Genomic DNA, 12,639 nt, shown 5'->3' with positions numbered 1-12,639 from the left:
GCGTGCGCTCCCACAATAAAAAGTTTTCCATGAGAAATAATGGTTGTGAGAATGAGGTCCGGTCGAAAGCAAAAAAGACGGGCTATCAAAAATACAGACAGATGGAGACCAGATTTCAGCCCTGCTTCAGAACCCGTACAAGATTTTTCCTGAATTCAACCGTCACGTTTTCTTTGAAGGCAAAGGGATTGCCATCTGCAGAGATAACTGTCTCCGCATAAAGACTGATCGAGCTGTCAAAGCTCATGGTTTCGGTCCTGACCGGCTCCATGTTCTTCAGAATCTCCTTTGTTATCGAGCCGAGAACGATCGTGTGGCTCAAACAGGCAACGAGACAGTTAAAGCCAGCAAACGCTGAAATTGATGCACCTCCGGAGATTCCCTTTGCCAGATACCTCTGATCAAGCATCGAAACGAAGACATTGCCATACACACCCTCGATAATCCTCTCGCCTTCCGAAACTCTCGCATAGAACTTGTCCGGATTGCCCTTTTTTATCTCCCCCCTCATGTAGCCCAGAGCATCGAGCTCAACAATTTCGCCATCTACAGTTCCAAGAATCGTGGGACCGGCAACAACATCGTTGAAAGCAACCCTCCCATATTCAGGGATGTAAAGCCCGTCCACATCAACAGCAGTGAGAGTTCTGAAGTCCGGATTGCACATTAATGGCCCTGCATTCGTTGTTCCCATGGGTATGCAGAGCAGCGGTTTTTCGGGAAATGCTGATGCTGCATCGCTCGCCGTGCCATCTCCCCCAAAAACAGCTATGACATCCACAACACTGTCAAGCTCCTTGACAAGCCTGATTGTATCATTCCTGTCGAAACTGCGAGGTATCTCGACGACGTCTGCGCTACCAAGGTAATCCTGCCCAAGATCATCCTGTCCGGTAACCACACCTTCAGGCTCAAGCCTCAATACCACGTTCCGGATAAGTTCCGGATCAGGCCCATCACCCGCCTTTGGGTTCACGACCACGCCGAGTTTCATGACAATATTTATTAGGTTGCATACACATATTTAAAACCATGAGATACCCCAGATTTGCAGGCTCCTTTTACCCATCCAACCCGGAGTCCCTGCTTGCCATGCTCAGCGATTTTACCGACAGGGGTAGAAAGGACGATGACGTTGTTGCGATTGTTTCTCCTCACGCAGGATACATGTATTCAGGAAGAACCGCGGGAAGGGTTCACTCCCTGCTGAGGGATGCCGAAACATACATCATCATAGGCCCAAACCATACCGGGCTGGGGATGCCCGTAGCCGTGTCATCGGACGAATGGGGAACGCCGATTGGGGTTTCAAAACCGGATTCGGAGTTTGTAGATGCTATGCCAAAGGCTACTGTTGTACCTGACGAGATGGCTTTTGCCGAAGAGCATAGTCTTGAAGTCCAGCTTCCTTTTTTGCAGTTCCTCCATTCAGATTTTGAGATAGTCCCAATATGCATGGGTTTGCAGGATGAGGAGAGTGCAAGGGAGGTGGCCAGAGAAATAATCCAGGCTTATGAGGAGACGGGTAAAAAGATTGCCGTTGTTGCTTCCAGCGACATGCACCACTACATACCCGATGAGGAGTGCAGGAGAAGGGACGAGATTATCATCGAGGCCGTGGAGAGCATGGACGTGAGGTCGTTTTACAGAACGATATACGACACGCAGGCAAGTGTGTGCGGGTATGGCCCAATAGCCGTGGCGATGCTTGTTGCGGATTATTTTGATGCAAGTGCCGAGCTCGTGCATTACTCCACAAGTGGAGACGTGGCAGACAAGAGCTTCGTTGTTGGATATGCAGGAATCGTTTTCAGGATCTGAACGTCATAGCTGCTGCATAGCCCGAAAAAAGTGCCATTTTTGTTTGGAAAGAATTGTTCACGAGCACAGTCAATAATTCGCAAAAACAAATCACCCGGCAGATTTCAATACCAAATGATTATATATGACCTTCAGACAAAGTGGGGTATGGTTAAGGAGTTTGATTTTCTCTGGGAATACCTAGAATACTGGGCCGGAGTCGACAGAGATTACACGGCCATAAAATTTGGGGACAAGACAATCAGCTATGGAGAGCTGAAAGATTCCGTTGACGCTCTGGCATCAGCTTTTCTATCTCTCGGGGTTGAAAAGGGGGATCGGATTGCGACAGTCCTTCCCATGAGTCCGGAGTACGTTTACACATTCCTCGCATGCACAAAAATAGGAGCTATATGCGTTCCCATGGATGTGAGATACAGAATAGCTGAACTGAGGCGATTTCTCGGCCATGCAATGCCAAAAGTGGTGGTATCGATCGACATTTTCCAGGACAATAACGTAAGGGCGATTCTTGAAGAGATCAAAAACGAAATTGGAAGTCCAGAGATGTTTTTCCTCAATTCCGAACCATCCTTCTACGAGCTGCTGGAAGAAAAACCTCTGAAAAAGTCGGTGGAACAATCTCCCGATGATGATATTCTGATAATCTTCACGGGAGGCACGACAGGTGTCCCAAAAGCCACGCTGCTGTCCCACAGAAACGTCATTTCGATGGCGGTTGGCGAGCTGAGGAGCATACTTGGATATCTGGGGAGGGAGGAAAGGCTGAATTCACTGATTCACCTCCCACCGAGCCACGTTGGGGGAACTACTGAGCTTCTTGCCGTTGGAATCATCAACGGGTCAAAAATGATTCTGATTGACCACTGGAGACCCGACGTGGTCATTAAGGAGCTTTCAGATGAGAGGATACCGTTTTTCGGTGCAGTTCCAACAATGTTCGCACTGGTGTTTTCCTTCGCAGCCCAGAACAAAATACCTCTGCCTCCGGTTGAGATGCTCGTAACCGCCGGTGAGAAGCTGAATCCCGAAATGCTCAGGCGCATGATGGACTGGTGCGATAAAATAGGCATAGGGTATGGCTCGACAGAGACGTCAGGGTTTGCGACATTTTCCCGACCTGAAGATGACCCGGACAAATTCACGGAGGGATACGTTGGCGTGCCTTTTGAGGGCGTCGAAGTGAAAATCGTGAATGACAGCGGAGAAGAACTGGAAGACGGCGAGATTGGGGAGATCCTTGTTAAGGGGCCAATGGTGAGCAAGGGCTATTTCAACCAGCCGGAAGAAACTGAAAAGGGGTTCGAAGACGGATACTGGGTAAGTGGAGATCTCGGATATATGAAGGGTGGCGAGCTGTACATAGTCGGCAGAAAAAAGGAAGTCATAAGGGTTGGAAGCTACACGGTGCTGCCATCAGAGGTTGAAGAGGTTGCAATGAAAAACCCAAAGGTGGCTATTGCTGCAGCATTTGGAGCTCCGCACGAAGTTTATGGCGAGGTTGTATGGCTTGCAGTTGTTCCAAAGCCGGGTGCTGAGATTGATGCCGAGGAGATTCTCGGAGCGTGTAAAAGAGAGCTTGCCGACTTTAAAGTTCCGAAAAAAATACTGGTAAGAGATTCGATTCCCCTCACACGTCTCGGCAAGGCAGACAGGATAAAATTGAAGGAGATCATTTTACAGGAGATTTCCTGATGAGTGCAGAATATCTGGCGATTAGCACCACCTCATTTTTTTGATTTATCACCTCAAGCCTGTAGGTTACAACCCCTGATTTCTCTCCCGCATCTCTCTTCTCCACAACCTCTGCTCTCGCTCTTATCGTATCTCCGATGAAAACAGGTTCGAGAAATCTCACATCTTCTATTCCGTAAAAAGCCACAACGGAGCTGACATCATACCTGGACAGTAGCACCTGATCAATCATCCCGAGCGCAACTGAGAGAACAAGCATCCCCTGAGCAATCCTCTCTCCAAAAACTGTGTTCCTGGAGAATTCCACATCCGTGTGAAGTGGAAAGAAATCGCCCGTCAGGTATGCAAACATCCAGATGTCAGACTCGACAATCGTTCTCGGAATCGATTCCACAGCATCTCCAACATTGATTGCTTCAAAATAAAGAGGCTCCCGATTCATCGATTTTACTGTTTATTTCCAAAATATTTAAACATTGGTGACTGTGTAAACCGGGTGGGCTGAGGGTCTTGGTGAGCGGGTTTGTGCACTGACTCTTTTTCAGCCATGTTGGCAGTAATGGCTATAAAGAACTCTGGAATATTTCAGTTGATGGGATTCGGATTTTTCAAAAGAAAAAAGATTGAGGAGCTAACACTGGAGGAGGCTGAAATCAGAGTCCTGAACATGATAGGCTCTGCCAAAAAAAGTATTGAAACTTTCATCTCGGAAAAGGAAGCAGAAATGCGTGCAGAAATTGTCAACCTGGTCTCGGCTCTCGAGATGTTTGACGTGGATCCGGTGCACCCGAGGCTGAGGAATCAGGCCCGTAACTTTGTTTCAGCCATGCTGACACTGTGGAAAAACGAGCCAGGGGACAGCTCGGGTGACGTGTTCCTCGAAGCATCGAAAAAGCTTGAAAAAGTGGCATCTATGAAGGTGAAGTATTTCAGAATGCTTTTTGCGGTAAATGCCCCGGAGATCGAACAGATTGACAGCCACCTCAGAAGCATTGCGGGCATCATCTCGGATGTTGAAGAGAAGAGGAAAGAGGCTGGACTCGGAGATCTTGAGGACGCGCTCCGGCTGATCGAAAAGACAAGAATCCTAATTGAAGAAAGAAACAGGGCGAGTCGTGAGCTCTCTGAACTACTGTTGGAAATTGAGTGTGTCAGGGCGGAAGTGGAATCAGAGGATGATAAAGGAGCCGGTGAAATTCTCACAAACCTGAGGGCAGAAATGGAGGCGATAGGACATGAGATGAGGACAATGGAAGACGAGGTGCACAGAAAAATTGCCCGCGTAAAAAAGCCCCTCAGGCTTTACGCCCATGCAATAGGTGTGAAGGTCAACACTGACACCCGCCACCTTCTGCTCAACATGGATGATCTGAAGAACCTCGCCTCGGGTGCACTTTCCGAGGTCAGGAAGGGGAACATAAAGCTGAAGGAGAAAAAGCTGGATACAACCCTCAGATTCCTTGAAGAAATCCTGAATGGGAGTCTCGAGCTTGAAGTTGAAAAAATCCAGGAGCTCAAAAGAAGGCTTAAGGCTCTAGAATCTGAGGTCAGAAAGCTCGAGTCGCAGTGTGAGAGACGCAATCCTGCTGAAAGGCAGAGGGTGCTTGAGAGAAGGATAGCATCGCTTGAAGAAACGATAAGCCTGTTGGATGATGAGGTGGCGAAGTCTGAGGAGAGTCTTGAGAATACATTATCGATGCTGTGGAGCTGTGAAGTCAGATTGCAGATCGGGGACCTGTAAAGCATTCCGTGAGCAGAGGCCGATTCAGAAGTGTAAATTCTGATCTCGGATTTTCATCAGCCCACATCCCACAACCTCTCGAAAAGTCATCCACTCCAGAATTCCGGTTTTGTTGGATGTCTGTGGGAGGAACAGTCTTTTCGATGGGATGGGAAGGGCTGACGGGAAAAATTAAAGAAGTTCTGGATTCATTAGGTTATAGGCTGGGGTGATTATGAAGCTCGAAGAAGTTATTCAAAAAATAAGAGAAAACGAGAGCATTCTGAAAGAGAGGTTCAAAATCAAGAGTATTGGCCTTTTTGGCTCTCTCGCAAGAGAGGAGGAAGTAGTCCACGATGTGGACATAATAGTGGAGTTCAGCGAACCGGTTGGGTGGGAGATTGTGGATCTGAAAGAGTTTCTTGAGGATCTGCTCGGAGTGAGGGTTGACATCCTCACCAAAAAGGCAGCCATGAGCAAACCTCTACTCTGGAAGTCAATTGAAAGGGAGATCGTGTATGTCTAAGAGGAGCCCGGAGCTTTTCATTCAGGATATGCTCGAAGCAATTGAGAAGATAGAAAGGTACACGGAATCCATCGAAGATTCTGAAGATTTCAAGGGAAAGGATATTGTTGCTGATGCTGTTCTCAGGAACCTTGAGAGCACAGGCGAGGCCGCCGGAAATATTCCCGGAGAGATAAGATCGAAATACTCTGAAATACCATGGAATCGTGTTGCCGAACTGAGAACCGGGAAGGTGACGAGGCTCTCGCCCGGAATCGCAAGCAGGCTCATGGAGGAGTTTCTTGGGCTGTTAAAGGACATAAAGGAGATTAGAGGAGAGGAGATCATACCAAATCCCAGCTGCAGGTACTGCATTGCTGAGTGCGAGCACAGCAGCGGGAAGAGTCTGAAGGGCGGGAGTCCGGAAAGGAACCTGATGAAGATGCTTGACAACATAGACGTTGTCTGAAGAAGATCTAATGTACTGGGAGGGAATCGAGAGGATGATAGAAGAGGCTTATGAAGAATATGTTCGACCTGAACTTTCGACAGAGTGACCCTGATAAATATGTGTTATGCAAAAGCTGGGTACAAATACCAGACAATCTCTATATACAACTTTATAGATACTCATACATTGGTGAGAGATATGTGTTACCAAAAAATTGAGGAAATCCTCATAGAACTTGGATTAACTCCGGAGAAGGAATTGATAGAAGAAATCAGCTCATTCCTGAAATTTACCCATGTACCAAAGGACAAGATAAAATATGCAGTAAATGAATATATCAAATGGAGAACGGAAATGCAAGTTAAATGGAGACCTTGAAAACAATCAGTTGAAAAGAGTAATTTAATATATTATTGACAAACCCAATTATTATGAAATTGCTCTGTAAATCGTGTGGCGCAGTATTTTCTGAAAGTGCAGCCGTGGAAAGAGAAACTGAATTTTCATGTCCGTGTGGTTGCGGAAGTAAACTGGTATTAATGTTGTGTCCATTTTGCTTTTCAGATGATCTTGCAGCAGATCACCCAGGGAAGTACTCATGAACTAAGCCCCTATCGATCTACAACTTTTTCAATTTTCCATAATTCCGACGTCTCGGGATTGTCATACCATGTTCCCACTGCAATTCTGAATTTTTCTCTGTGATCAACTATTTTATCCTTTACTAAACTTAAAAAATCCGTATAGTCCCTTTCATTTTCAATATCAGTAACGAGGCATAGGTATACCAGCTCAGTCCCCCAATCTTCAATCATTTTGTAGAGTTTCTTTATGTCGTGTTTGATATGGTTTACAATCTCATTCTTCCACGTGAATTTAATTTCCATCGCGATGACCGGTCTTGGCTCAAAACACCAGAAACTGCAGTTATTGTACTTTTTCGGATTTTTGAACAGATTAAGTACATCTTCGCCAAATTCTACAATACACAGATCAATTTTCCCATTCCATTCTTTTCCTGCGTATTTTTGCATAACATCCTGATGCAATGTACATTTAGCGTTTTCGGGAACTTTGGGACTATATTCTGGTATCACCAGACTGGTATCAACGCATCCCCTCATAGAATTTCTCAGATGATAGAACAAAAGTGTCTGAATTCCAACTTCATCCCACAACAGCGAGTATGGAGTTTTGGTAAATTCATTTTTCATTTTAACAGTTCAGGTAAACTCTATTAGTGTTTCAAACATATTGTATTTCATATTCTCTTTAAGCTCAGAATATATTTATTAACTTTTTGAAAAATTTTGGAGATTATTGTAGAATCCATAGAAGCTTGATCTGCAGGTTAGCAGAAATCGATGTTCACTATCTCACCATCCTTATCAAAAGATACGACAACGTCCTCATTTACCATGTCAGAGTCGACTAGCTTTGAATCTGAAAACTTCAGATACAGGATGTTCGCTTTTCTGTCATATATGACATTCATAACTCCAACCACTTTTCACTCTGACAGCTTTTTTGCCAGCTCTAAAGCCTTTATCTGCTCTTCAGCAGAAACATTCCCACCACCAGCTCTCTCCTCTATGAGTTCGATTGCTTCTCTCAAACTGATGTCAAGAATATCAGCAACCTCTCTGACTGTGAGTTCGCCCTTCTGATAGAGTTCGAGAACGTAATCTGTTATGCCAAGACGGAGTATCTTTTTTATCGCCCCCTCTTCATCAAGCCCTTCCTTCTTCATCAGGTCAAGGACGTTTTTGAGAGACGAGTCACGGATGATAATTACCTCCCCCATTTTTCCACCTCTACAATATTGACTAAATACTCCTCATTCGATATATACTTTCTCAGCCTTTCTATGCATGACAGTGCTTCTTCCTTGGAGAGCTTTCCTCTGTAGAGGAGTAGAACTATCAATGAAGATGGTGTGAGAATGGAATTCCCATTCTGCCAAGCTGTTTGAGGAATTTCCTGTCATCGCTGACAATAGCATCAAAATCTCCCGATTTGAAAAGATTTACTGCTTCAAATTCCTCCTTTTTTCTCTCTTTGAGTTTCATTGACCTGTATTTTTCCGGAGTTCACGTTTCCCTCTATCTCCTCTGCATCTGGAAACCTTCTACCCCTGGGAATTTTCACAGTCTCTTCGTAGACCCTTTTGGGGATGGCAATATCCAGATTGGTTACAATCAGCTCCTTCAATCCTGCCTTTGTTAGCTTGATCAGCGCATCAGAGTCGAAAACGAGTCTCATAATCCACCCCATCCCATAACCTTCTCCACAGCCCTCCTCAAAACCACCCTGTCCATTTCAGGTGGATTTGGCGGGATGCTTCCGACAATTGCTAGAAGATCATCGTCAAAGTCAATATCAGGATACTCTTCTTTCAACTCAGTTCTGATTTCCTCAACCGGTTTCTGAGACATGGCACTGTGGGTAAGGGAATTGCTTTTTAAATGTTTTTGTGCACTTTATCCCTCCATCAGAGCCTTCAGCATCAGCCCTCTATCGCATCTCCTGAGAATGTACCTGATCATCCCCCTGCGCTTCTTTCCTGCCTTTCTCAAGTATCCTCCCGCAGATTAATTCATGATTCTCGCTCTGGATATTCCCGTCTTTGGAGGCAGTTCAGACCGTATTCCATTGCGAAAATAAAGCCGATCCTTAATTTGATTTATTTATCTCACAAAACAGACAATTTTCCAGTTAAACGGACTTAATTCATTTTTCATTCTCAATTCTCTTCAAATCCCTTTCTATCAACCTGATCCAGAGGTCTATTTTGCTCATGCACTCCTTAAAAGACAATTTATCCCTCTCACCAAGGATTATCTCTCTCGATACTGCATCTTCAGGTAATGTCTTGACGAACTCTTTCAGCTCGTGCAGTTTTACATAACTGTCCTCTCGCATATCTTAATCTTATCTCTCGGCTTATAAATATTTTCGGTGATATATATTTTGCACGAAATTAAATAATCTCATGATTTATCATAACAGATCTCCATTGGCCCTTTGGAGGATGGAGAAGCTGCGAAACCAGAATCAAAAGCAGGACTCACCCGAAAATTAGGATGGGTCCGCCCGGATTCGAACCGGGGACCTCCTGCGTGTGAGGCAGGCGTCATAACCACTAGACCACGGACCCTCAAAAATTGGGAAACGGTAGGGTTTATGATTTTTATGGTGGCGAGGCATTCTGGAGGGGACGAGATTTAAAGTCTGTGAGAACCACACAGGTGAAAAAACAGTTAAATACCAATTAATGAATAAATATTCAAATGCCTAGGAGGAAAAGAAAGAGATTCGTTGAGTTCAGCTTTCACGAAAAAGGAGGAGAAGTGGCAATTTATCCGGACGAGGCAGAAGCTGTCAGACTTGTTGATATTATGGGATTCAGCCAGAAGGAGGCGGCTGAGCTTATGGGCATTTCGCAGCCAACGATAAGCAGGTTGCTTGAATCCGCCAGAAAAAAACTGGGCATTGCGATGCTCGAATCCAGAAAGATAAGAATTGTGTTTGATGACAGCTTTATCGAGGTCAGAAGGTGTGGGAAGTGCTTTAAACCGGTTGAGAAATGCAGGTGTGAAAATGGCTGTTAAAAGAAAGAAGGGTCTCGAAAGGAAGATAGCCCGAGAGAGGATAAACTACCTGCTCGATCTTGCAGACAGGGTAAAGCTCGAGGACTACGATCTCTCCAGACGGTATGTTGAGCTTGCAACAAGAATTGCAAGAAAGTACAGAATAAGGCTGAGAAAGAAAAAGCTCAGGTTCTGCAAAAAGTGCCTGTATCCGTACAGAAGCGACAGGGTCAGGGTGAGGGTGAGCAAGGGTGTCGTCAGGGTAACATGCCTGAACTGCGGAAATGTCAGAAGGTTCAAGGTAAAATGATTAATCCTTGAAGCTCTTCAGGCTGTACAGAATCTCAAGCTCCTCAACACCTTCAGCTCTTCTTGCCCGGTCTGCTACCTGCTCTATAATTTCTCTGTTTACAGCATGAATCATAAAGTACACCGGATAGTTCCAGTTCTCTGGTACCTCCCTCTGGACGAGGTGAGTTATTTCGGGAATGTCCCTCAGGAGCTTCTTCGCAACTTTTTCCGGCTCGTCCGTCTTTATCAGATTCATGCCGTTCTCCCTGAAACCCGCATTGTGCCCGTTCAGCACCGCATAGAAATCTCTAACAACCCTCTTCTCGATAAGCTCCGAAACCAGATCGGCAAGCTCAGCCTCTGAATAGCCATACTTCTCTGCAAACTTCCTGAATGGTCTTTCCTCTACGCTGAAGTTTCGCTCCATGTCTCTGAGCATTTTTCCATCAACGCCAAGCTCCTCGACCCTCGGTACATTTGCCCTTTCCTCCACCCTCGTGCTGAATGAAACCCCTCTGAACAGATCGTACTTGACATCCATCTTGTAAACCCGGACACTCGGCAGAACCACGTAATTTTCGACCCCACACCTCTCCATTAATTCTTTAGTCCTCTCAAAAAGCTCCTCTTTTGTGGGAGCCTTGATCGTGAACCAGATGTTGTATACTCCATGCTCTCTCAGAAAGTTATGCTTCACCTTCTTTTCAGCATTTATTATTCTGACAGCTCTATCAACATCCCTGACCTCTGCACCCACAAGAGCGGCGTGGCTTATACCCCGGAAGGCTTTATAGTTGAGCTGGGGACCGATTTTTTTCACGATGCCATTTTTCAGATATTCTTTCAGAGCCTCGACCACATAATCTGCAGGTTTACCAAGGCTGTCGGCCAGATCAACAAACGGAGTTTCGCTGACGGGCATTTCGTACTGTGCCTTCATCAGAAGCTCTCTGTCCAAGAAAACCACCTCAGAATCTTATCTTAACGACACTCTCGTCGATTTCCCTTCTGCCTTCCATATACTCCTTAATGAACCTCACCGCAAAATCCTTTGCCTCCTCGACCTTTCCATCCCTGACAAGTTTTCTGAAATGTTCATCACTGCTCACGGCAAAATACATCTTCATTCTCACGCTAACAGGGACATCGTTCTCCTTCATGTATTTCTTGAGGAAATCCATCGCCTTCAGCAGGTTCAGAATCTCCTCATCCTCCTGAAGCAGTTTCAAAAACTTGTCTCTCACAGCCCTGGCAACCACTCCGCTCTTACCCTCGGTCGTAACCGCAAACCTGATTCCATCCACCTCTCCGTCAAAAGGAACAACCACCTCTGTTTTATCAGCATCATTTGCGAGATTGACAAGAGCTTTGTGCTTTCTCGCAAGCTCAATGACCGTATCATTTATGCCAATGTCTGGAATTGCGACAGTCACCAGATCACACCACATAATGTTCTCCTCAAGAACATCTGCATCCCTTGCATCCCCTGCAACAAGCTCAACCCCCTCAATCCCTCTAAGCTCATCACTGAAGTCGAGGCTCAAAACCCTCACGTTTGCTCCGGCGTTCAGAAACTTCCTGACCCTGCTTGTCCCAACTCCACCTCCACCGATTACCAGGACGTTTTTACCCTCAAACTCAATGTAAAGAGGTATTCTCAAACTCACCACCTGAAAAACAGAGAGAAAGAGGGATTGATAAAATTAACCTTGCAGATGTTTTATTGCCTCTCTCCAGCCCCTATTTTCATGAACGATTATTGAGATGGCTTCAGTCATCCTTCTGGGGTTTTCCGCCTGAAACACGTTTCTGCCTATGGCCACACCTCTTGCCCCAGCATCCATCGCCATATCTATCATCTTCAGTATCTCCTCGGTTGAATTCATTTTTGGACCTCCGGCAACCACTACAGGCGCTGGACAGCCTTCAACCACCCTCCTGAAAGATTCCACACTGCCAGTGAAGTTTGTCTTGATTATATCAGCTCCAAGCTCAGCCCCAACTCTGACCGCAAGGGACACGGTTTTTTCGTCAAACTGGTTTATTCCGTTGCCCCTCGGATACATCATTGCAAGCAGAGGCACACCCCACTCCCTGCAATCCCGGCTTATCCTGCCCAGCTTCATGAGCTGTTCCGCTTCAGTGTTACTCCCGATGTTTATGTGAACGCTCACCGCATCCGCTCCAAGCTTTATCGCCTCCTCTACAGTCGCCACAAGCACCTTTTCGTCGGGGTCAGGGGAGAGCATGGTAGAGGCTGAAAGGTGAAGTATCAGTCCAACGTCCTTGCCGTACCCTCTATGACCTTCAGCCACAATGCCCTTATGCACAACAACTGCATTTGCTCCTCCCTCCGCCACTTCATTTATTGTCTTTCGGAGATCAACAATGCCCTCAATTGGCCCCATGCTCACGCCATGATCCAGAGGGACTATCACCGTATTTCCGCTGTCCCTGCTCATTATTCTCTCAATCCTGATCCTCTTCCCAATCTCCATGTCACCACCTTGTTAGTATGAGACACAGTAGCAATAATTTATAAAAATTTCGGTTTGAGTTCCGGAGA

The 12,639-nt window shown here is 45.9% G+C and carries 19 protein-coding genes and 1 tRNA gene; 8 read left to right on the top strand and 12 right to left on the bottom strand.

Going from position 1 to position 12,639, the window contains the following annotated elements; genetic code table 11:
* Window positions 1–115: 115 nt before the first annotated feature.
* Window positions 116–994 (bottom strand): diacylglycerol kinase family protein, encoded by an 879-nt coding sequence (locus LPQ35_RS04620; protein WP_193807941.1) that lies wholly within the window; start codon window positions 992–994, stop codon window positions 116–118.
* A 38-nt stretch (window positions 995–1,032) separates the two neighbouring features.
* On the opposite strand from LPQ35_RS04620, the gene LPQ35_RS04615 reads away from it, so the two are divergent.
* Window positions 1,033–1,821, top strand: coding sequence for an MEMO1 family protein (locus LPQ35_RS04615; protein ID WP_193807942.1), 789 nt, complete (start codon window positions 1,033–1,035; stop codon window positions 1,819–1,821).
* A gap of 147 nt (window positions 1,822–1,968) precedes the next feature.
* A complete protein-coding gene (locus LPQ35_RS04610) occupies window positions 1,969–3,516 on the top strand; it encodes an AMP-binding protein (protein WP_193807943.1) in 1,548 nt (515 codons plus the stop codon).
* On the opposite strand, the gene LPQ35_RS04605 is transcribed toward LPQ35_RS04610, so the two are convergent.
* The gene (locus LPQ35_RS04605) at window positions 3,494–3,958 is read right to left on the bottom strand and encodes a MaoC/PaaZ C-terminal domain-containing protein (protein WP_193807944.1); all 465 of its coding nucleotides are present in this window, start codon (window positions 3,956–3,958) and stop codon (window positions 3,494–3,496) included. The genes LPQ35_RS04610 and LPQ35_RS04605 overlap by 23 nt on opposite strands.
* Before the next feature lie 150 nt (window positions 3,959–4,108).
* Between LPQ35_RS04605 and LPQ35_RS04600 the strand changes: the two genes are divergently transcribed.
* From LPQ35_RS04600 to LPQ35_RS04585, 4 genes are all read left to right on the top strand, one after another.
* Window positions 4,109–5,257, top strand: coding sequence for a hypothetical protein (locus LPQ35_RS04600; RefSeq protein WP_193807945.1), 1,149 nt, complete (start codon window positions 4,109–4,111; stop codon window positions 5,255–5,257).
* Window positions 5,258–5,471: 214 nt separating this feature from the next.
* Window positions 5,472–5,762 carry a nucleotidyltransferase domain-containing protein gene (locus tag LPQ35_RS04595; protein ID WP_193807946.1) on the top strand — a complete coding sequence of 97 codons (291 nt, stop codon included), beginning with the start codon at window positions 5,472–5,474 and terminating at the stop codon, window positions 5,760–5,762.
* On the top strand, window positions 5,755–6,210 hold the full coding sequence (locus LPQ35_RS04590; protein WP_193807947.1) for a HepT-like ribonuclease domain-containing protein: 456 nt from the start codon (window positions 5,755–5,757) through the stop codon (window positions 6,208–6,210). Before LPQ35_RS04595 ends, LPQ35_RS04590 begins: the two co-directional genes overlap by 8 nt.
* Window positions 6,211–6,378: 168 nt before the next feature.
* On the top strand, window positions 6,379–6,570 hold the full coding sequence (locus LPQ35_RS04585) for a hypothetical protein (RefSeq protein ID WP_193807948.1): 192 nt from the start codon (window positions 6,379–6,381) through the stop codon (window positions 6,568–6,570).
* Window positions 6,571–6,803: 233 nt separating this feature from the next.
* Here the strand turns inward: LPQ35_RS04585 and LPQ35_RS04580 are convergent, their stop codons facing one another.
* The 7 genes from LPQ35_RS04580 to LPQ35_RS04550 all read right to left on the bottom strand — a co-directional run bounded on the left by LPQ35_RS04580 (window position 6,804) and on the right by LPQ35_RS04550 (window position 9,349).
* Window positions 6,804–7,406 carry a hypothetical protein gene (locus tag LPQ35_RS04580; protein WP_193807949.1) on the bottom strand — a complete coding sequence of 201 codons (603 nt, stop codon included), beginning with the start codon at window positions 7,404–7,406 and terminating at the stop codon, window positions 6,804–6,806.
* Between the two features lie 137 nt (window positions 7,407–7,543).
* A complete protein-coding gene (locus LPQ35_RS04575) occupies window positions 7,544–7,687 on the bottom strand; it encodes a DUF2283 domain-containing protein (protein WP_193807950.1) in 144 nt (47 codons plus the stop codon).
* Window positions 7,688–7,702: 15 nt separating this feature from the next.
* Complete coding sequence (locus LPQ35_RS04570) at window positions 7,703–7,996, bottom strand: hypothetical protein (protein WP_193807951.1); 294 nt, start codon at window positions 7,994–7,996, stop codon at window positions 7,703–7,705.
* 230 nt (window positions 7,997–8,226) lie between these two features.
* A complete protein-coding gene (locus LPQ35_RS04565; RefSeq protein ID WP_193807953.1) occupies window positions 8,227–8,454 on the bottom strand; it encodes a hypothetical protein in 228 nt (75 codons plus the stop codon).
* Complete coding sequence (locus LPQ35_RS04560) at window positions 8,451–8,627, bottom strand: hypothetical protein (protein WP_193807954.1); 177 nt, start codon at window positions 8,625–8,627, stop codon at window positions 8,451–8,453. The genes LPQ35_RS04565 and LPQ35_RS04560 overlap by 4 nt, the downstream gene beginning before the upstream one ends.
* 295 nt (window positions 8,628–8,922) lie before the next feature.
* Window positions 8,923–9,114 (bottom strand): hypothetical protein, encoded by a 192-nt coding sequence (locus LPQ35_RS04555; protein ID WP_193807955.1) that lies wholly within the window; start codon window positions 9,112–9,114, stop codon window positions 8,923–8,925.
* A gap of 162 nt (window positions 9,115–9,276) precedes the next feature.
* A tRNA-Val gene (locus LPQ35_RS04550) sits at window positions 9,277–9,349 on the bottom strand.
* A 133-nt stretch (window positions 9,350–9,482) separates the two neighbouring features.
* Here LPQ35_RS04550 and LPQ35_RS04545 point away from each other — a divergent pair.
* Window positions 9,483–9,803: a DUF134 domain-containing protein gene (locus tag LPQ35_RS04545; protein ID WP_193807956.1), complete on the top strand. Its 321-nt coding sequence runs from the start codon at window positions 9,483–9,485 to the stop codon at window positions 9,801–9,803.
* Window positions 9,793–10,092: a ribonuclease P gene (locus tag LPQ35_RS04540; protein ID WP_193807957.1), complete on the top strand. Its 300-nt coding sequence runs from the start codon at window positions 9,793–9,795 to the stop codon at window positions 10,090–10,092. Before LPQ35_RS04545 ends, LPQ35_RS04540 begins: the two co-directional genes overlap by 11 nt.
* Here LPQ35_RS04540 and LPQ35_RS04535 read toward each other — a convergent pair whose 3' ends face one another.
* Genes LPQ35_RS04535 through LPQ35_RS04525 form a run of 3 tightly spaced genes read right to left on the bottom strand, consistent with a single transcriptional unit; the run spans window position 10,093 to window position 12,571 of the window.
* Window positions 10,093–11,040: an Lrp/AsnC family transcriptional regulator gene (locus LPQ35_RS04535; RefSeq protein ID WP_346297694.1), complete on the bottom strand. Its 948-nt coding sequence runs from the start codon at window positions 11,038–11,040 to the stop codon at window positions 10,093–10,095. It abuts the gene before it with no gap.
* A 1-nt stretch (window position 11,041) separates the two neighbouring features.
* Window positions 11,042–11,740 (bottom strand): precorrin-2 dehydrogenase/sirohydrochlorin ferrochelatase family protein, encoded by a 699-nt coding sequence (locus LPQ35_RS04530; RefSeq protein WP_346297719.1) that lies wholly within the window; start codon window positions 11,738–11,740, stop codon window positions 11,042–11,044.
* Between the two features lie 36 nt (window positions 11,741–11,776).
* The gene (locus LPQ35_RS04525; RefSeq protein ID WP_193807959.1) at window positions 11,777–12,571 is read right to left on the bottom strand and encodes a 2-amino-3,7-dideoxy-D-threo-hept-6-ulosonate synthase; all 795 of its coding nucleotides are present in this window, start codon (window positions 12,569–12,571) and stop codon (window positions 11,777–11,779) included.
* Window positions 12,572–12,639: the final 68 nt, after the last annotated feature.

This window comes from Geoglobus acetivorans, assembly GCF_039641995.1.
Taxonomy (GTDB): Archaea; Halobacteriota; Archaeoglobi; order Archaeoglobales; family Archaeoglobaceae; genus Geoglobus; species Geoglobus acetivorans.
The sequence above is the reverse complement of the archived record's forward strand: the minus strand, read 5'-3'. Positions and strand labels throughout refer to the sequence as shown.

Excerpts from the sequence above, each read along its gene's own strand:
- LPQ35_RS04620 (WP_193807941.1), bottom strand. The coding sequence starts at position 994 with ATGAAACTCGGCGTGGTCGTGAACCCAAAGGCGGGTGATGGGCCTGAT.
- LPQ35_RS04615 (WP_193807942.1), top strand. The coding sequence starts at position 1,033 with ATGAGATACCCCAGATTTGCAGGCTCCTTTTACCCATCCAACCCGGAG.
- LPQ35_RS04610 (WP_193807943.1), top strand. The coding sequence starts at position 1,969 with ATGGTTAAGGAGTTTGATTTTCTCTGGGAATACCTAGAATACTGGGCC.
- LPQ35_RS04605 (WP_193807944.1), bottom strand. The coding sequence starts at position 3,958 with ATGAATCGGGAGCCTCTTTATTTTGAAGCAATCAATGTTGGAGATGCT.
- LPQ35_RS04600 (WP_193807945.1), top strand. The coding sequence starts at position 4,109 with ATGGGATTCGGATTTTTCAAAAGAAAAAAGATTGAGGAGCTAACACTG.
- LPQ35_RS04595 (WP_193807946.1), top strand. The coding sequence starts at position 5,472 with ATGAAGCTCGAAGAAGTTATTCAAAAAATAAGAGAAAACGAGAGCATT.
- LPQ35_RS04590 (WP_193807947.1), top strand. The coding sequence starts at position 5,755 with ATGTCTAAGAGGAGCCCGGAGCTTTTCATTCAGGATATGCTCGAAGCA.
- LPQ35_RS04580 (WP_193807949.1), bottom strand. The coding sequence starts at position 7,406 with ATGAAAAATGAATTTACCAAAACTCCATACTCGCTGTTGTGGGATGAA.
- LPQ35_RS04575 (WP_193807950.1), bottom strand. The coding sequence starts at position 7,687 with ATGAATGTCATATATGACAGAAAAGCGAACATCCTGTATCTGAAGTTT.
- LPQ35_RS04570 (WP_193807951.1), bottom strand. The coding sequence starts at position 7,996 with ATGGGGGAGGTAATTATCATCCGTGACTCGTCTCTCAAAAACGTCCTT.
- LPQ35_RS04565 (WP_193807953.1), bottom strand. The coding sequence starts at position 8,454 with ATGAGACTCGTTTTCGACTCTGATGCGCTGATCAAGCTAACAAAGGCA.
- LPQ35_RS04560 (WP_193807954.1), bottom strand. The coding sequence starts at position 8,627 with ATGTCTCAGAAACCGGTTGAGGAAATCAGAACTGAGTTGAAAGAAGAG.
- LPQ35_RS04555 (WP_193807955.1), bottom strand. The coding sequence starts at position 9,114 with ATGCGAGAGGACAGTTATGTAAAACTGCACGAGCTGAAAGAGTTCGTC.
- LPQ35_RS04545 (WP_193807956.1), top strand. The coding sequence starts at position 9,483 with ATGCCTAGGAGGAAAAGAAAGAGATTCGTTGAGTTCAGCTTTCACGAA.
- LPQ35_RS04540 (WP_193807957.1), top strand. The coding sequence starts at position 9,793 with ATGGCTGTTAAAAGAAAGAAGGGTCTCGAAAGGAAGATAGCCCGAGAG.
- LPQ35_RS04525 (WP_193807959.1), bottom strand. The coding sequence starts at position 12,571 with ATGGAGATTGGGAAGAGGATCAGGATTGAGAGAATAATGAGCAGGGAC.